The 18,446-nt window shown below is 65.4% G+C and carries 13 protein-coding genes and 1 riboswitch; of the genes, 6 read left to right on the top strand and 7 right to left on the bottom strand.

All coding sequences use genetic code 11. The features are described from left to right. Window positions 1–7 precede the first annotated feature (7 nt). From BLU88_RS00485 to BLU88_RS00470, 4 genes are all read right to left on the bottom strand, one after another. Entirely contained in the window at window positions 8–1,789 is a 1,782-nt protein-coding gene (locus BLU88_RS00485) for an ABC-ATPase domain-containing protein (protein WP_092009052.1), read from the bottom strand. A gap of 44 nt (window positions 1,790–1,833) precedes the next feature. Beyond that, a complete protein-coding gene (locus BLU88_RS00480; protein ID WP_092009050.1) occupies window positions 1,834–2,610 on the bottom strand; it encodes an amidohydrolase family protein in 777 nt (258 codons plus the stop codon). A 48-nt stretch (window positions 2,611–2,658) separates the two neighbouring features. Further along, window positions 2,659–4,467 carry a phosphomethylpyrimidine synthase ThiC gene (gene thiC, locus BLU88_RS00475; RefSeq protein ID WP_092009048.1) on the bottom strand — a complete coding sequence of 603 codons (1,809 nt, stop codon included), beginning with the start codon at window positions 4,465–4,467 and terminating at the stop codon, window positions 2,659–2,661. Next, window positions 4,463–4,571: riboswitch (TPP riboswitch) on the bottom strand. Its footprint overlaps the gene before it by 5 nt. A gap of 80 nt (window positions 4,572–4,651) precedes the next feature. Next, a complete protein-coding gene (locus tag BLU88_RS00470) occupies window positions 4,652–5,956 on the bottom strand; it encodes a M18 family aminopeptidase (protein ID WP_092009046.1) in 1,305 nt (434 codons plus the stop codon). Between the two features lie 135 nt (window positions 5,957–6,091). On the opposite strand from BLU88_RS00470, the gene BLU88_RS00465 reads away from it, so the two are divergent. Then, the gene (locus BLU88_RS00465) at window positions 6,092–7,714 is read left to right on the top strand and encodes a DUF1684 domain-containing protein (protein WP_231939509.1); all 1,623 of its coding nucleotides are present in this window, start codon (window positions 6,092–6,094) and stop codon (window positions 7,712–7,714) included. A gap of 86 nt (window positions 7,715–7,800) precedes the next feature. Here BLU88_RS00465 and BLU88_RS00460 read toward each other — a convergent pair whose 3' ends face one another. Beyond that, the gene (locus BLU88_RS00460; protein ID WP_092009042.1) at window positions 7,801–9,771 is read right to left on the bottom strand and encodes a M13 family metallopeptidase; all 1,971 of its coding nucleotides are present in this window, start codon (window positions 9,769–9,771) and stop codon (window positions 7,801–7,803) included. Window positions 9,772–9,824: 53 nt separating this feature from the next. Between BLU88_RS00460 and BLU88_RS00455 the strand changes: the two genes are divergently transcribed. Together BLU88_RS00455 and BLU88_RS00450 are read left to right on the top strand one after the other, a co-directional pair. Then, window positions 9,825–10,400, top strand: coding sequence for a low molecular weight protein-tyrosine-phosphatase (locus BLU88_RS00455; RefSeq protein WP_092009040.1), 576 nt, complete (start codon window positions 9,825–9,827; stop codon window positions 10,398–10,400). A 65-nt stretch (window positions 10,401–10,465) separates the two neighbouring features. Next, window positions 10,466–11,113, top strand: a complete 648-nt coding sequence (locus BLU88_RS00450) for a copper resistance CopC family protein (RefSeq protein ID WP_231939508.1) — start codon at window positions 10,466–10,468, stop codon at window positions 11,111–11,113. A gap of 98 nt (window positions 11,114–11,211) precedes the next feature. Here BLU88_RS00450 and BLU88_RS00445 read toward each other — a convergent pair whose 3' ends face one another. Beyond that, entirely contained in the window at window positions 11,212–12,399 is a 1,188-nt protein-coding gene (locus BLU88_RS00445) for a PQQ-dependent sugar dehydrogenase (RefSeq protein WP_092009038.1), read from the bottom strand. Window positions 12,400–12,551: 152 nt separating this feature from the next. On the opposite strand from BLU88_RS00445, the gene BLU88_RS00440 reads away from it, so the two are divergent. Beyond that, a complete protein-coding gene (locus BLU88_RS00440) occupies window positions 12,552–13,595 on the top strand; it encodes an LLM class flavin-dependent oxidoreductase (protein ID WP_407922840.1) in 1,044 nt (347 codons plus the stop codon). Window positions 13,596–13,641: 46 nt separating this feature from the next. Here BLU88_RS00440 and BLU88_RS00435 read toward each other — a convergent pair whose 3' ends face one another. Further along, a complete protein-coding gene (locus tag BLU88_RS00435; RefSeq protein WP_092009036.1) occupies window positions 13,642–14,595 on the bottom strand; it encodes a LysR family transcriptional regulator in 954 nt (317 codons plus the stop codon). A 103-nt stretch (window positions 14,596–14,698) separates the two neighbouring features. On the opposite strand from BLU88_RS00435, the gene BLU88_RS00430 reads away from it, so the two are divergent. Beyond that, window positions 14,699–16,456 carry an FAD-binding protein gene (locus BLU88_RS00430; RefSeq protein ID WP_092009035.1) on the top strand — a complete coding sequence of 586 codons (1,758 nt, stop codon included), beginning with the start codon at window positions 14,699–14,701 and terminating at the stop codon, window positions 16,454–16,456. Between the two features lie 258 nt (window positions 16,457–16,714). Beyond that, window positions 16,715–18,445, top strand: coding sequence for a potassium-transporting ATPase subunit KdpA (kdpA, locus tag BLU88_RS00425; protein ID WP_092009034.1), 1,731 nt, complete (start codon window positions 16,715–16,717; stop codon window positions 18,443–18,445). Window position 18,446 lies beyond the last annotated feature (1 nt).

Raw genomic sequence — 18,446 nt, 5'->3', positions numbered from 1 at the left:
GCTGACCTCAGCGTTCGAGGTTCAGGCCGCGGTAGCGGTTGAGTGCGGCGGCGATCTCCTGCCGACGCGGCCGGGTGAGATGACCCGGATGGTCGCGGTGTCCTGTGATTCCGTCGAGGCCCTGTGCATCGAGCATGTCCTCGACTTCCGTTAAAGCGTCGGTCAGGGCGGTGCGCCCATCGAAGATCTCAGCGAGGTATTCGAGGGCCTCGGCCACTCCCGAAGCCTGCTGAGTGTCGACGAGCTGAGCGACGGCGATGAGATCGATGAAGTCGCGGCCGAACTGGATCTTGTCAGACCCCTTCGCGCGAGCGGTCTTCGTCTTCGACACCGGTCGCAGCGCCTTGGCCGTCGGCACACGCGGTGCGGCGCTGAACGTGGGGGAGTCCGAACCAGGGACCGTGTCTCGGACGGGTTCAGCAACGGGATCGAGGTCGGGCGAAGCCGACTCGAGGTCGGCAGCGGTGACGCCGACGAGTTCGTGCGCCTGATTCGTGACCTCGCTGGGCACATAGGCGTCGAGGGCGATGACGTGGTCGGCGACTTCGAAGAACGCACTCGATCCGCCGGCGACGAGCACCGTGGACACACCCTGCCTGGTCAGCAGCGGGCGTACCCGGTCGACGAACGGTGTGATCGGCTCCCGCTCGGCGGGGATGAGCGCACGCATGCGTTCGTCGCGGATCATGAAGTTCGTCGCCGAGGTGTCCTCGTCGATGAGCAGAGTCTGTGCACCCGCTTCGATCGCTTCGACGAGGCTGGCCGCTTGCGAGGTCGATCCGCTGGCGTTGGTGGTGGAGAAGGATCTCGTGTCAGTGCCCGAAGGTAGGTTGTTGATGAACGCCGAGATGTCGTCGCCGGTGACGGCACGACCGTCCTCGGCTCGAATGGAGGTGGCAGTCGGGTCGCTGATGACCCATTCGCGCCCGTCGCCTGCGATATGCGGGTAGACGCCGCGTTCGAGCGCGCGCAGAATCGTCGACTTCCCGTGATAGCCGCCGCCGACGATGACGGTGACTCCGCGCGGGATGCCCATCCCGCTGACGCTGCGGCCGCTCGAGAGATCGATGGTGTGCTCGAGTTCCGGAGGGGAGGTGAAGGCAACCGCATCAGAGGATTTCATCGGCAGGTCCGAATCCCCGGACGTCCGCGGGAGAATCGCACCGTTGCCGACGAAGCCGATGAGTTCCGCCTCGCCGAGGTGGCTGCGAAGTTCCAGCTGATCCCGGTGCAGCTGGACGTGGTCGGTGAGTCCCCGGGGCGATGGGGCGTGAGCGTTCCCACCTTGGTTTGCTCGCGCGTCTGACCAGTGCTCGAAGAGGAAGAGCCGTTCGGCAAACTCGGGCAGATCGCGAGTGAGGATGTCCGCTGCCTGGTAGCCGAGGATGCGGCGGCCGCGGGCAGGCAGATTGACGAGCAGTCGTGCCTCGAACCCGGTGTCGTCGATGAGGATGTTCGTCCGCTCGAGGATCTCCTGCCCGGGACGGCCGAGGATGAGTGCGCGCTGATTGAGTTTCGCGAGCACCTCGTTGCCGGAGCGCAACAGGTAGTCGGAAGCAGCAATGCGATCAGCACGCTCGGTGGTGAGATCAAGTGGAAACTTCGCATCGGCACGGTCGACTCGGACCCGGACCTTCGACGGGGAGGCGAACGGATCGGCTTGGACTCGGTCGATGAACACGGTGGCCGGTCCGAAGGTGTAGCGGCCGCGGATCTGTTTGAGATTGCCGTAGCTGCGGCCGTCGAGGTTGTGCAGAGCGGAGGCGAGATTCGACTGACGTGAACTCATTTCACTCATGCTACTGGGCGGAGATGAAAGCCTACTCAGCGATCTCAGTCGATGCCGTAGAACTTCGCCGCGTTGGAATAGAACACGGCGTCGGCCTCGGCAGGGGTGAGCGTCTGACGGAGGAGCGTGAAATCAGCATCGGCGAAGGGGCGGCGTGCTCGCGTCGACGGCAGATCCGTGCCCACCATCAGCGCATTCGGGTCGGTATCGACGATGCGGCGGACCACCTCGGTGGGGTCGAGTTCCACACGACCGAAACCGGTCGCTTTGACCTTCACTCCGGCTTCGACGAGGCGCAGCAGCGTAGGCAGTCCGTCCTCGTGCATGCCCAGGTGGTCGATGCTCACCGCCGGCAGCGAGGCGATGCGGTCGGCGAGGTCCGCATCGATGGTGCTGGCATCGATATAGAGCTCGGCGTGCCATCCGACCAGGTCATGGACTCGTCGGGCAAAGCTGTCTAGGGCATCGAGGGCGGCCGAACCGCCGCGGGCGATATTGAATCGCAGTGCCTTGATGCCGGCTTCGTCGAGCTGCCGGATCAGATCATCGGTAGTCTCATCCGGCAGTTGAGTGACACCGACATAGCTGCCGCCGAGCTGACGCAGGGCCTCGATGAGGTAGCCCTGATCGAAGCCCTGGAACGAGCCGGACACGACGGCTCCACCTGCGATCTCTACTCCCACCTCGGGCAGACTCCTGAGCCTGGAGCGGTAGTCGGCGACCGTGAACGGATCGGGCAGGTAGCCGTTGTTCTCGATCAGCGGATGTGTCGGATCGATGATGTGCAGGTGCGCGTCGAAGGCACGCTGGAGTTCACTCATGCCATCAACCTACATCGCCTCCGCAATGCTCGTTCACGGCGTGGCACGTCAGTCGGCCTTGGAGCCGACCGTCGGATCGGGAAGGTAGACTTCGCCGCCCGAAGCGAGGAACTCGCGGCTCTTCTGCTGCATTCCCGCCAAGGCCTGTTGAGCCTCGGCGCTGCCGTAGGTGTCCCGGATGTCCTGCGAGATGCGCATCGAGCAGAACTTCGGCCCGCACATCGAACAGAAGTGAGCGGTCTTCGCCGGTTCGGCCGGCAGAGTCTCATCGTGGAATGCCTCGGCAGTCTCCGGATCGAGGCCGAGGGCGAACTGGTCTCGCCACCGGAACTCGAACCGAGCTTTCGACAGCGCATCGTCGCGGGCCGTCGCACCGGGGTGACCCTTCGCGAGGTCCGCGGCATGCGCGGCGATCTTGTACGTGATCACCCCGGTCTTGACGTCGTCGCGGTCGGGCAGGCCCAGATGCTCCTTCGGAGTGACATAGCAGAGCATCGCCGTGCCGTAACGTGCGATCTCGGTCGCCCCGATCGCCGAGGTGATGTGGTCGTATCCGGGCGCGATGTCCGTGACCAGCGGACCCAGAGTATAGAACGGTGCCCCGTGGCAGAGCTCCTGCTGGCGTTCGACGTTCTCACGCACGAGATGGAGCGGAATGTGCCCTGGCCCTTCGATCATCACCTGGACGTCGTGGGCCCAAGCGCGTTCCGTGAGCTCAGCGAGAGTATCGAGCTCAGCGAACTGGGCGGCATCGTTGGCATCGGCGATGGATCCCGGCCGCAGCCCGTCGCCGAGTGAGAACGCGACATCGTACCGGGCGAAGATCTCACAGAGTTCATCGAAATGGGTATAGAGAAAGTTCTCCTCGTGGTGAGCCAGACACCAGCCGGCCATGATGGACCCGCCGCGAGAGACCATCCCGGTGACCCGGTCGGCCGTGAGCGGAACGTAGCGCAGCAGCACACCGGCGTGGATGGTCATGTAGTCGACACCCTGCTCGCATTGCTCGATGACCGTGTCGCGAAAGATCTCCCAGGTCAGCGTGTTCGCATCCCCGTCGACTTTCTCCAGTGCCTGATAGATCGGAACGGTGCCGATGGGGATCGGCGAATTGCGGATGATCCATTCGCGAGTGGTGTGGATGTCATTGCCAGTCGACAGGTCCATCAGGGTGTCGGCACCCCACTTCGCGGCCCACCGCAGCTTCTGCACCTCCTCGGCGATGGAGCTGGTGACCGCGGAATTGCCGATGTTCGCGTTGATCTTGACGAGAAACGCCTTGCCGATGATCATCGGCTCGGATTCGGGGTGGTTGACGTTGTTCGGGATGATCGCACGACCGGCGGCGAGCTCGGCACGGACGAGCTCGACATCGCACTGCTCGCGAAGCGCTACGAAGCGCATCTCCGGGGTGATGATGCCCTGCCGGGCGTAGTGCATCTGGGTCACCGTGCGGCCGGCTTTGGCACGACGCGGAACCGGTTTGCGTCCCTTCCACTGCTGGGACGGGGCACCCCGGCGAACGGCCGCCCGACCGTCGTCGGCGATGCGGTGGCCGCGGGCCGCATACGTTTCGGTATCGAGGCGGTTCTCGATCCACGGAAATCGCAGAGCGGGCAGTCCCTCTTCCGGAATGCTGCCCGGTCCGACGGTGCGGTAGACGTCGACGGGATCGTTGGCACGGCCATTCGAGTCTTCGAGTTCGATGCGAGTCACGGGAACGCGGATGCCGTGTTCCTCATCGTCGACCCACGCCGGCGAATGCGTCGGATACTGCTCGAGGGTGAACTGGTCGTTTGAATCTGCGTCAGACGAAGTCGTGGCAGGGGCAGGTGTTTCAGGGGTGAATGCAGTCATCTGCAGTCCTCACTTCCTACGCCGGTATCAACCGGATCAGGTTCTACGGTCTCGGACGATGCAGTCCGATCTCAGCCCTTGCAGAGGGCTCCCGTGGGGTCGTGCAATTCCTATCACGACTGCCGCAGTGAAGACAAGCGCACATTCGGCGGAATCAAGTCCCGCCGAGAGTACGGCGCGGCGGTCAGCTGCCCTGGAGGAATGCCTTCGCAGCGGCGCCGAGGGCGACGACGTCGGAGACCGCAACCATCTCGCGGGCCGAGTGCATCGAGTACAGGGCAGGCCCCACATCGACGGTCGTCATGCCTAGGCGGGTGGCGGTCAACGGACCGATCGTCGACCCGCAGGGCATCGCATTGTTCGACACGAAATCCTGATATTCGACTCCGACTGCTGCGCACGCCTGCGACCACACCGCCGTTCCGACAGCATCGGTGGCGTAGCGCTGCTGAGCATTGAGTTTGAGCAGGGGACCACCGCCGAGGCGGGGACGCACATGCGGATCATGCCGTTCCGGATAATTCGGATGGGCCGCATGCCCGGCATCGGAGGAGACACACACCGAGGAAGCCATCGACGCGAGATAGTCGCTGCGCGTCGACTGCGGCAGCAGTGAGGCGACGATGCGCTCGGTGACGTCGGCGAGGAACGGACCGCACGCACCCGAACGAGAATTCGACCCGATCTCCTCATGATCGAAGGCCGCGAACAGGGGGATGCCGTCGAGCCTGTCGGCATCGAGCTGGGTGAGCGCGGTGACGCCGGCGTGGACGGACAGAAGGTTGTCCAGCCTCGGCGAGGCGAAGAACTCCTCGGCGGCACCGAAGAGGGCCGGCTCCTGTGTCGGGATGGTATAGACGTCGTGGCCGACGACCGCCTCGGCATCGACGCCGGCGGAAGCAGCGAGCAGTTCGATGATGTCTGCCTCGGCGAGGTCGGCCAGACCGATGACGGGAGCGGTGTGGCGCTGTTTGTCCAGGGTCAGGCCCTCATTGACCTGCCGGTCCAGGTGGATCGCCAGCTGCGGGATGCGGGCGATCGGTCTGGTCCGGGCGAGCACGATGCTGCCGTCGGCGAGGCTGAGACGCCCGGCGAAGGCGAGCTCACGATCGAGCCACGAATTCAGCAGGGGCCCGCCGTAGATCTCAACGCCGACCTGACGGGTGCCCTCGGCGGTGTACTCGCCGCCGGGCTTGAGCTTGAATGCCGGGGAATCGGTGTGGGAACCGAACACGCGGAACCGGGGAGCCGCCTCGGTGACGGTGGGATTCATCCACGCGATGAGCGCGCCGTCCCGGATGACGTAGTGCCCGGTCCCGGGTGTCAGCGCCCAGGCAGCGGACTCGTCGAGGCGGGAGAAACCGGCCTCTTCCAGGCGTTTCGCAGCGATGGCCACCGCGTGGTATGAGCTGGGGGATGCGCTGACGAAGTCGCCGAGGTCGGCCGCTGTCGTCGCGGCCGCGTCCGGTCTCGGGAGTGATTCATTCATTTCCCCAGCTTATCGTTTGCGGTAGTTTGGAGGAGAAGAAGATCAGTTCTCAGGCGCCGGATTGCCACCGGGGCTGAGAATCAGGCGGGGGCAGCGACCCTGCGACCGCACCAGCGACGGCAAGGAGTGTTCGACGTGAACCAGTTCGTGACGGAGTGGAACACCTGGCGCGACTCACGGAACTCGGCACTGGCGAAACCTTTCGGCTGGCTCAGCGTCGTCGGCCTGCACTGGCTCGACGCCGAATCGACCTGGGCCGACGCTCCCGGCACCTTCACCGTCGAAGACGGGTGGGTGACCATATCTCTGGAAACCGGCATCAAGGCCGGACCCGCGGCCGAGACATTCGACCTGCTCAGCAAGGTCGAAAACGGTGGGGCCGGTGCTGCTGGTGGGACTGCGAGCGGTGCCGCTGTGACCAATTCCGGGCCGACCCGGGCGACCAGCCCTGCGGTGCCTAGTGACACTTCGACCCTGCCGACGGTCACAGATCAGGACGCAGTTGGTGGTGCTGGTTCTGATTCCGCAGCCGGACCGGATACGGGAAACGGCGGACACGACGCCGTGCCCGCCCGGCCGCAGGTCCGGGTCCAGGAGAACGGGTTCAGCGCGAAGCTTCCGGCCGGCGGGTCGCTCAACTGGTTCACCGTCGGCAACGTCCTCTATGAACTTATCGACCGGGGCGGCCGCCTCGGTGTGCGTGTGCGCGACTCGAAGTCCCCGCTGCTCGGGAAGTTCTTCGAGGTCCCGGTCTTCGACCCGGACCCGGACTTCGTCTTCCTCGCCCGGTTCACCCGATTCGACCCGGTCAAGACCTATACGATCGAAACCGCTCAAGAGGATCTGCAGCTGCAGACGCAGGCTGCGGGAACTGTCACCTTCGAGACCCAGCAGGGTGAAGTGAGTCTGCTCGCCACCGGGTGTCCGAAGACCGGACTCCAGTTGGACTTCCACGATTCGACGAACGGGAGCACCACCTCGTCGTGGCGGACAATCGACCTCGGAGTGCCGAATCAGGACGGGTCGCTCGTCATCGATTTCAACCGTGCGGTGAACTACCCGTTCGCGTTCACCTCGTTCGCCACCTGCCCGGCCCCGATCGAGGGCAATGTCGTTCCCTTCGACGTCACCGCAGGTGAGAGACGTCCTCCGTTCTTCTACTCGGAGGCCGGGATCAACGTGCCGTTCCTCTTCTACGTGTGGTGGGACGAAGAGAGCGCCGAGGTGACTCGCCCCTGGTATTCGCGTTTCGGCCTCGACATCACCATCCTCAACCCCAGCCACGACGACGGGCGGATCTCGCTCGTCGGTTTCGACGGGGTCGCCATGTCCGGTGGGGACCTGTCCCCGTTGGGACGCAAGGCACGGTCGCGGCTCATCGATGTCGCCACCGAGGCACTGACCTCACGGATTCCGGTCATCGGCATCGGCGCGTACTCAGCGTTCGTCATCCAGGCCCAGCGTGAGTTGCGCTCGCAGCAGGGTTATGTCGATGGCATCGAGACCGAATACGCGGCACCGGAGGACCGTCTGCTCATCGTGATGAACAACGAACTCGACCCGAAGAGGGCCGGTTTCGACATCGTCCACACCGACGCCAGCGGCCTGATCTATGTGGAGATGCCCTTCGACATTCCGCTCGAATCCGAGCGCACGGAGATCGCGGAATTCCAGGCGGCGATGGAGAACGGTGACTCGATCACGAGTTGGCAGGAATTCGACTACCGCATGGTCGCGCTCATCCGCCACCACCGCTGAGTCCCAGCGTCCACTTTCCTCCCCGAACTACCTGACGGCGGCCCAGCAACCTTGCGCGAGGTTGCTGGGCCGCCGTCAGGTAGCAATTACCAGATGGTGACTCGGGATTCGGGGGCGAGGTACATGCCGTCGGTCTCCGTCACGCCGTAGGTGTCGTGGAATGCAGTCATGTTCTTAACGACCTGGTTGCAGCGGAACTCCTCCGGCGAATGCGGATCGATCGAAAGCCGGCGCACACGCTCCTCGGTGCGCATCTTCGACCGCCACGCCTTCGCCCACGCCTCGAAGAACGCCTTCGCCTGCTCGGCCGACGGCGCCACCGGCACACCGGGGGTGCCCGCCCGTTCGCCGAGCTCGAGTTCAAGGGCCTTCCACCCGATCGACAGGCCACCGAGGTCACCGATGTTCTCACCGACCGTCAGCGCCCCGTTGACGTGCTGGTTCGGCTCCAGGCCGGCAGGCACCAGCTCCTCGAACTGGGCGATCAGCGCCTTCGTGCGCTCCTCGAACAGGGTCCGATCCGATTCGGTCCACCAGTCGACGAGGTTGCCGTCGCCGTCATAGCGGGAGCCCTGGTCGTCGAAGCCGTGACCGATCTCGTGGCCGATGACCGCGCCGATCGCTCCGAAATTCGCGGCCACGTCACCGTCGGCGTCGAAGAACGGCGGCTGGAGGATCGCTGCCGGGAAGACGATCTCGTTCATCACCGGGTGGTAGTAGGCGTTGACCGTCTGCGGGGTCATCAGCCATTCCGTGCGGTCGATGGGTCCGCCGATCCGCTTCACCTGCCGCACATGCTCGGCCTGCGAGCAGCGACGCACGTTCCCGACCAGGTCGGAGGCGTCGATCGCGGCCGGGTACTCCCGCCACACGTCCGGGTAGCCGACCTTCGGAGTGAACTTCGAAAGCTTGACCAGCGCCCGCTCCTTCGTCTCGTCACTCATCCAGTCGAGTTCGCGGATCGACTTGTCATAGGCCTTGATGAGCATGCCCACGAGGTGATCGATCGCATCCTTGGACGACGGTGGGAACTCGGCGGCGACGTAGAGCTTGCCCACGGCCTCACCGAGGTAGCCCTCGACGAGGCTGACTCCGCGCTTCCAGCGCTCCCGCAGGGCAGGGGTGCCCGACAGCGTGCGGGAGTTGAAGTCGAAGTTCTCCTCGACGAACTCATCCGAGAGCAGCGAAGCGGTGTCGGAGACGACGACGAAGCGCAGCCACGTCTTGATCGTCTCGATGTCGGTCTCCGCCCACACCTTCGCCATTCCCGTGACGAACGAAGGCTGAGAGACCACGAGGTACTTCAAGTCGGTCGCATCGGCGGTGAGGATGCCGAGGTAAGAGTCGAAGTCGAATTCGGGGCCGAGGTCGCGCAGCTCGGAGATCGAGTACTTGTTGTACGTCTTCTCCGCGTCGCGGCAGGCCACACGGTCCCAATGGTGGCGGGCGAGTGCGGTCTCGAACGCCATCACCTTGGCGGCCACCTCGGTATCAGTAATCCCGGACTTCTCACCGAGTCCGGCCAGGGCCGCAACTTTCTGCACGTGGGCGAGGAACTTCGCGCGCACCTCGGCATGGTCGTCGTTGAAGTAGTAGTCCTCGTCGGGCAGGGAGATGCCGGCCTGGACGAGGTAGAGGGCGTAGACGTCGGAGTCCTTCGCATCGGCGGTGACGTACCCGCCGAGGACTCCGCCGATGCCTTCGGTCTCCAGGCGGGCGAGGGCCGCTGCGAGTTCGGACTTGTCCTCGGCAGCGTCGATGGCTGCGAACGTCGAGGTCAGCGGGGCGACGCCGAGCTCGTTGATGCGCTCGACGTCCATGAACGAGGTGAACAGGTCGGCGACCTTCTGCCCTTCGGAGCCGGGTTCCTGCGGGGTGTCGGTCACGGCGGTGATGATGTCGCGGACCTTGGTCTCGGCGGTGTCGAAGAGCTCACGCATGGCTCCGTCGCCGGCACGGTCATCGGGGATCGTGAACGAGTCGATCCACTCGCCGTTGATGTGCTGGTACAGGTCGTCCTGAGGCCTGATCGAGGTCTGTGAGGTTTCAGAAGTCATGGCCCCACAGTATCGTGATCAGAGCCCCGCACGCCCTGCCCGAGGAGGAACGAATGAGTCTGGCGTCCGTCGTTTTCGTGTGCACCGGCAACATCTGCCGGTCCGTCACCGCCGAACGTGTGCTCTTACATCATCTGGCCGACACCGGCGCCGAGGCGGTCGTCGACTCCGCCGGGATCAGCGACGAGGAGGCCGGCAACCCCATCGACCCTCGTCAGGCTCGTGTGCTCGCTTCCGCCGGTTACCGCACTGACGATCATGTCGCGCGGCAGATCACGCCCGCATGGTTGGCCGAACGTGACCTGGCGGTGGCGATGACCGCCCGCCACTATCGTGCCCTGGAGCGGATGATCGCAGGTCTTCCCGCCGAGGCGGCCCCGGAGCTGCGGATGCTGCGCGAATTCGATCCCCGGGTGGTCGGGGCGAACGAAGGTGCGGGAGCCGATGGGACCTCGGCGGCCCCCGGGAGGGCCGGCGCCGCCTCGGCGAGGGACGACATCCCCGCCCCCGACGTCGAGGATCCCTGGTACGGGGAATTCAAGGATTTCGAAGAAACTCTTGAGACAATTGAAGTGTCCGTGCCGGGAATCACGGATCGTCTGCGCGCGCTGGCCGCGAAAACTCAGTGATACTGGTAGGCACAAGCTTGCTGACACGACCGATATCGCAGGTACCCCTCGAAGGAGAAACTCTCATGACTCGTCTCATGACTCGACAGAACTGGTCCGCTCTCAGGCTGGGCTTCGCCGCCCTGCTGGTGGCTGCGATGAGCGTCTTCGCGTTCGCCCCCGCCGCCAGTGCGCATGATCAGCTGGTGTCGTCGAATCCCGAGGACGGTGCCGAACTCGATCAGCAGCCCAAATGGCTCGAGATGAACTTCTCCGGCGACATCCAGGAAGTCGGCTCCGAGGTCAAGGTCGTCGTCGATGGCAAGGACGTCTCCGCGGGTGAGCTGACCGTCGAGGGCAAGAAGCTCAGCGTGGCTCTGCCCGATGATCTCAAGCCCGGCGACTACAAGGTCACCTGGCGTGTGGTGTCGCAGGACGGTCACCCGATCTCCGGTGACTACTCGTTTGCGATCAAGGACGCCGAAGGCGCCGGCGGTGAGGTCAAGGAGTCGTCCGGAGAGTCGACGAAGGCCGGACTCGGCGGCGGAGTCGTCGACGAGCCGGGCAAGGACACCGAAGACCGCGGCGAGATCGGCGAGTCCACCGGCAGCGATTCCGGAATGTCGACCCCCATGATCGTGCTGCTTTCCGTGGGCGGCCTGGCCATCATCGTCATCGTCGTCCTGCTCATGCGCCGCAAGTCCCAGGGGCTGCCCGGGACCAAGGACAACTGAGCGAGAACTCCCAAACAGCCCTGTTTGCACGAGGCCCCGAACGCGGTGAGCGTTCGGGGCCTCGGTGCATTCGGTCCATGGCGGGCAGGCCGCCGCCGTCAGGGCGTGAAGCGCAGGAGACGGTCGTCGTCCGGGCCGGGTTCTCCGCGGCCGTCGGTATTGTTCGTCAGCACGAGCAGCGAACCGTTCGGTGCCTCAACCACATCGCGCAGCCGGCCGTGCTCTCCGGCCCAGAGTTCGTTGGAAGCGGAGAGGTCGTCGAGCGGCACCTGGTGCAGACGCTCACCGCGCAGACCGGCGATGAGGATGCTCTCGTCGGTGACGGCCAGTCCGCTGGGGCTCGCTTCGTCGGGAGACCACTGCTGCACCGGATCGATGAAGTCACCGGACCCGTCACCAGAGCCGCCGTCATCTGCAGGCCCGCTGTCCTCGGCGATGCCCTCGACTTCGGGCCATCCGTAATTCCCGCCGGCGTCGATGACGTTGAGCTCATCCCACGTGTCCTGCCCGAACTCCGAGGCATACATCGTGCCCTCATCGTCCCAGCCGATGCCCTGCGGGTTCCGGTGTCCCATGCTGAAGACGAGCGAATCGCCGAACGGATTATCCGCAGGTATGTCGCCGTCAGGCGTCATGCGCAGAATCTTTCCCGACAGCGCCTTCTCGTCCTGCGCGCTGTCGCGATCGCCTGTGTCACCGAGCGTGGCATAGAGCAGACCGTCGGGTCCGAAGGCCAGCCGTCCGCCGTTGTGGAAGTTCGCGGTCGGCAGTCCGTCGAGGATCGTCTCCTCCTCACTCAATGACAGCTCCCCGGCCTCGCCGAGGATGTCGAATCGCACGATCCGATTCTCCGTCCCAGCAGCGAAGAAAGCATAGAGACGGTCATCGTCGACAGCAAGACCATGCAAACCCGCTTCGCCCGAGGCCGAGGCATCTTCGATCTGCCCGACCTCACGAACATCCCTGCCTGCGGAGACTTCAAGGATGCGACCCGAATCGCGTTCGCTGACCAACATGGTCTGCCCAAAGAAGGCGATCGACCACGGGGCTTCGAGCCCGGTGGCGACGACCTCGGGAGAGCCCGCACCCGGTGCCGACGACGACGTGGACCGGGCGGCGGATGACCCGGAATCAGACCTCGCCGAGGCGGCTCCCGACTCTGAGCCATCCCGACCGTCGGATTCTCCGGAGCCTGAATTCGACGAACAGGCGGAGAGGACCACAGCCAGTGACATCGCGGCACCGGTGAGAAGTCGTCCGGTTCGGCGCTGTGCCGAGGTGCTCATGATCTCTCCTTGATCGGGGAGTCCGGCATCGGGTGAGTCCGGTTGGGTAAGACTATCCGCCGGACGCCTTCGAACTGAACCTCTTGGCGTCGACTGTGACCGTCTGCCCAGGAATAGAACCGTCTGCCCGGACTGTTGCCTCAGGTGACTGAATGTCTGCGACTGCGTTCTGCGGTCTCACAGCACGCCCACCGAAGGAGCCTTCCGCTTTGTCCGTCCCGTTGAACATCCTCGATCTCGTCTCCATCCGGGAAGGATCCACCGCTCGCGATGCCATCGCCGAATCGATGACCTCGGCGAAACTGGCCGACGAGCTGGGATATAAGCGCCTGTGGTTCGCCGAGCACCACAATACGATGGGCCTGGCCGCCAGCGCCACGGCCCTGCTCATCTCACAGGCCGCCTCGGTGACGGAGAAGATCCGGGTCGGATCCGGCGGAGTCATGCTGCCCAACCATGCCCCGCTCATAGTCGCCGAACAGTACGGAACGCTCGCGAACATCCATGGGCCGCGCATCGACTTGGGCCTCGGGCGCGCACCCGGCACCGATGGGATGACCGCGCAGGCGCTCGCCCGATCCTCGGCCGAACCGCAGGACTTCGCCCAGAACATCTACGACATGCAGGGATGGTTCGGGGACAGCGGGCAGGCGCACACCATGCCGATCAAGTCTGCGGTCTCGGCGGGGATGGATGTGCCCATCTGGGTGCTCGGCTCGACGATGAACGGCGCCTCGATCGCCGGTCAGCTGGGCCTGCCGTTCTCTCTGGCCTCGCATTTCGCGCCCGACCAGATCGACATCGCAATTAAGACCTACCGCGACTCATTCACCACCGATGCCCCGACCGCGCAGATCGACGAGCCCTATGTGATGGCCGGGATCAACGTCATGATCGCCGACACCGACGCCGAGGCGGCCCGCCAGTTCACCTCGGTCCAGCAGATGTTCAATGACATGCGTTCCGGTCGCCGCCGCAATCTGCAGGCCCCGGTCGACCCGGCCGAGATCGCCGCACAGGGCGCGACGAGTCCGATGCTGTCAATCAGCGCCGTCGGCTCACCGGATACCGCGACCGCGCAGATGGCCGAATTCGTGCAGCGCACCGGCGCCGACGAACTCATCACCGTCACCTACGCGTACGACCCCGAGGTGCAGCGCCGGTCGCTGCATCTGCTCGCCGACGCCTGGTTCTGAGGTTCGGTGCTGTGTCGGCGCGCCTGTGCGCTGAGCGGGGAACCACTCACTCGAGTACCCGCACGTAGTCGGTGAGGCCGGGTTCGACCTCGGTGAGGGTGCGGGCGGTGGACAGGACCGTCGACTCCATCGCCGAGGCGGCCCTCGTCGCCCGCACGTCCGCGCGCTTGGCGAGGCTGACCGTGCGCGGCAGCCGTGGGTTGACCAACGGCACCGATTTCAGCAGAGGTCGGTCGACGAGGACCATGGCCGGGACGATCGCGACCCCGAGGCCGCGTTCGACGAAGCGCAGAGCCGCATCCATCTCCACTCCTTCGACGACGACTCGGGGCCTCAGGCCGGCGGAGTCGAACGCCGCCGAGGTCGCCTCCCTGAGGTCGTAGCCGTGATGGAACAGGACCTGGGGACGGTCGGCTACCTCGGCGAGGGTGATCCCATCGGTCATTGCACGATCCGCGGTGAGCAGATCGGAACCGGCGGCGGCGATGACGACGAGATCCTCGGCGAGGATCCCGCGCAGACTCAGTCGGGGCATCTGCGGGGCGAGGTTGAAGGTGCGGGTGATGAGCGCGAGGTCGAGCTCGCCGCCGGCTAGGGCCTCGATGAGCTCTCGGGAGCCTTTCTCGACGAGCTCGAGTTCGACGCCGGGATGGGCGGTGTGGAACCGGCTGATCGCCTCGGCCACGAGGCTCACGCACAGGGTCGGGGTCGCACCCAGTCGGACGCGGCCGCGCCGCAGACCGGCCAGCTCATCCATGTCACGGCGGACCGCCTCGGCGTCGGCGAGCATCCGTTTCGCCGTCGGCAGCAGGGTCTGGCCGGCGTCAGTGAGTGTGATGTGTCCGTGCGCGCGGTGGAAGAGCTCGGCCCCGAGCTCCCTCTCCAGAGTCGAGATCTGCCTCGACAATGAAGGCTGGGCCAAGTGGAGCGTCGCGGCGGCTTTCGTGAAATGGCCGGTGGCGGCCACCTCGGCGAAGCTTCTCAGCTGTTCGAGGTTCATGATCGGTCTCCGTGCAGGTCAGGCATACCAATAGCATATATCTATCGACTTGACTCAAACAATGCATTGGACGTATGGGATGGCCGGTTCCATAGTGGATTCCATGAACACCACACAGGGCGGATCCCGCCGAAAAGAACACTCCATCTCCACCTCGGTGCTGGTCATCGGAACCGGCGGATCGGGTCTGCGGGCCGCGATCGAGGTCGCCGAAGCCGGCGCTGACGTCCTCGCCGTCGGCAAACGACCGAAAGAGGACGCGCACACCTCGCTGGCCGCCGGCGGCATCAACGCGGCCCTGGCGACGATGGACCCGGACGATACCTGGCAGCAGCACGCGGCCGACACGATCAAGGAATCCTATGACCTCGCCAACCCCCGCACCGTCGAAATCGTCACCCAGGGAGCAGCTGAAGGCATCGCTGACCTGGAGCGATATGGAATGGACTTCGCGAAGGAGGACGACGGTCGGATCTCTCAGCGCTTCTTCGGCGCCCACACCTGGCGTCGCACCGCTTTCGCCGGCGACTACACGGGGCTGGAAATCCAGCGCACCCTCATTCGTCGCGCCGAAGCCTTAGACATCCCGATCCTCGACCGGGTCTACATCACGAAGCTGCTCGTTGCCGACGGTCGTATCTTCGGTGCCTATGGCTTCGACGTCATCGACGGCACTGGGTACCGGATCCACGCCGATGCCGTCATCCTCGCCGCCGGCGGACACAACCGGATCTGGCGACGCACTTCATCACGCCGGGACGAGAACACCGGTGACTCCTTCCGCCTGGCCGTCGAGGCCGGGGCCCGACTGCGCGATGCCGAGCTCGTCCAGTTCCACCCTTCGGGCATCATCGAACCTGAGAACGCCGCCGGCACGCTCGTCTCCGAGGCGGCCCGCGGCGAGGGCGGCATCCTGCGCAATGGTCTGGGGGAGCGGTTCATGGAACGCTACGACCCGCAGCGGATGGAACTCTCGACCCGTGACAGGGTGGCACTGGCCGCCTATACGGAGATCGCAGAGGGCCGCGGCACCGAGAACGGCGGTGTCTGGCTCGACGTGTCCCACCTGCCGCGCGAGACCATCATGAACCGGCTGCCCAGGGTGTTCCAGACGCTCATGGAGACGCAGATGCTCGACATCACGGCCTCGCCGATCGAGATCGCCCCGACCGCGCATTACTCGATGGGCGGGGTGTGGGTCGACCCGGTCGATCACAGCACCGACGTCGAGGGTCTGTGGGCTATCGGCGAGGCCTCGTCCGGTCTGCACGGGGCGAACCGGTTGGGCGGGAACTCGCTCATCGAGCTCCTCGTCTTCGGCCGCATCGTCGGCCGTTCCGCCGTCGCGTACTCCGATTCGTTGGAGGCGCAGGTGCGGTCGCATGCCGCGGTTGCCGAGGCGAGGTCTGAGATCTCCGAGCTGCTGGAGGCTGAGGGCAGGGAGAACGTGCGAGCCTTGCAGCGCGAGGTCCGCAACCTCATGACCGAGCACGCCGGAGTCGTCCGCGACGAGGCCGGTCTGGTGGCCGGGTTGGAGAAGCTCGCCGGCATCGAGGAGCGGATGGCGGACGTCGGCATCCACCCGGACATCGCCGGGTTCGCCGACCTCTCCCATGCCTTCGACCTGCGCTCGTCGGTGCTTGCCGCCCGGGCCACCCTCGAATGCGCGCTGGAGCGCCGGGAGACCCGCGGCTGTCACAACCGCAGCGACTTTCCCGAGATGGATCCGGGGCTGCAGGTCAATCTGGTCTGGTCTCCGTCCGCCGGAGTCGTCCGCGAGTCGATCCCCGCGGTCTCGCCGGATGTCGCAGCACTCATGCACACCGGCGAAATCAGCCAAGAAGGCAAACTCGTCGAATAATTGCTACCCGACGGCGGCCCAGCAACCTCGCGCGAGGTTGCTGGGCCGCCGTCGGGTAGCAAGGAGGGGTGTTGGGGTTGTGTTGGGAGGTGTCAAGACCGCGTTAAGATCACCCTCCGATCGGTTCGCACAGCGGTGAGATGGACTCATGTCACTCACTACATCGCCGAGGCGGCCGGCTGATGGCCTGTGCCCCGAGTCCGGTACGCGCCAGGTCCGCTCGTGCCCCCAGTCCCGCCTGAACCGGGAGAGCAGGCCATGAGTTGGTTCACCGGGATCACACAAGTTCTGCTCGTCCTCGCGCTTCTTGCCGCGGCCCATGTTCCGCTCGGCACTTACATGGCCCGAGTATTCCTCTCGGAGAAGGATGCTCGCGTCGAGTCCGTCCTCTACCGCCTCACCGGCGTCGACTCCTCCTCAGAACAGCGGTGGAGGACCTACTTCCTCTCGGTCCTCGGGTTCACGGCTGTCTCCCTCGTCGTCCTCTTCGGCCTGCTTCGTCTCCAACACCTCCTCCCGCTGTCCAACGGGCACCCTGCCGTCCCCGTCGACCAAGCAGTCAACACCGCGGTCTCCTTCGCCACGAACACGAACTGGCAGTCCTACGCCGGTGAGACGACGATGGGCTTCCTCGCCCAGATGGCCGGCCTCGCCGTCCAGAACTTCGTCTCCGCCGCCGTCGGCATCGCCGTGGCCGTCGCCCTCATCCGCGGCCTCATGCGCTCGACCTCCCTGTTCATCGGCAACTTCTGGGTCGACCTCACCCGTGCCACCCTGCGCATCCTGCTCCCGATCTCAATGATCTTCGCGATCATCTACATCGGCCTCGGCGTCATCGACAATCTCACCCCCGACCAGGTCGTCCACACCGTCACCGGAGGTGCCCAGTCGACCCAGACCATCCCCGGCGGACCCGACGCCAGTCAGGAGGTCATCAAACACCTGGGCACGAACGGCGGCGGATTCTTCAACGCGAACTCGGCCCACCCGCTCTCGGCACCGAGCGCCCTGGTCAACCTCGCGAACGTCTTCCTCATCCTGCTCATCCCCTCGGCACTGCCGCGCACCTTCGGCATCATGGTCGGCAGCCGCAAACATGGGTGGGCGATCCTCGCGGCCATGGCCACCTTCTTCGTCCTCTCACTGGCCGCCGTCATCGCCCTCGAAACGACGACAGCCACCCCTGCCTCCCAGGCCGCAGGTGCGGCGATGGAAGGACGCGAGACCCGATTCGGCATCATTCCTTCGGCCTTCTTCGCCGTGGCCACGACGCTGACTTCGACGGGAGCGATCGACTCGGCCCACTCGAGCTACTCGGGCCTCGGCGGAGCGGTGCTCATGCTCAACATGATGATCGGCGAGATCGCTCCCGGCGGCGTCGGCTCCGGCCTCTACGGCATGCTCATCGTCGCGATCATCGCCGTCTTCGTCTGCGGGCTCATGGTCGGCCGCACCCCGGAGTTCCTCGGCAAACGCATCGGCCGGACCGAGATCACACTGGCGAGCACCTTCATCCTGGTCTCCCCGGCCCTCGCCCTGATCGGCACCGCCGTGGCCACGCTGTGGCCGGGCACGCTCGATTCGGTCCTCAACACCACCTCGGCGATCCAATCCGGCGGCAACGTCACGGACCCATCAACCCAGACCGCCACCGGACTCAACCCGCACGCCCTGTCCGAGATCCTCTACGCCTTCACCTCGGCGGCGAACAACAACGGCTCCGCGTTCGCCGGCCTTGACGCGGACACCCCGTTCTTCAACATCGCCCTGGCGACCGGCATGCTGCTCGGCCGCCTCGTGCCGATCGGTGCCGTCCTCGCGCTCGCCGGGGCGTTGGCCGAACAGACCCCCGCCGAGGCGAGCCCGGGCACCCTGCCCACCCACCGCCCCCTGTTCGTCGGGGTCGTCGTCGGCATCGGCTTCGTCATCAGCGCCCTCACCTTCCTCCCCGTGCTCGCACTGGGACCGATCAACGAAGGACTCATGTGAG

The organism is Brevibacterium siliguriense, from assembly GCF_900105315.1.
GTDB classification, from domain to species: domain Bacteria; phylum Actinomycetota; class Actinomycetes; order Actinomycetales; family Brevibacteriaceae; genus Brevibacterium; species Brevibacterium siliguriense.
This window is presented reverse-complemented; position numbering and strand designations above follow the sequence as displayed.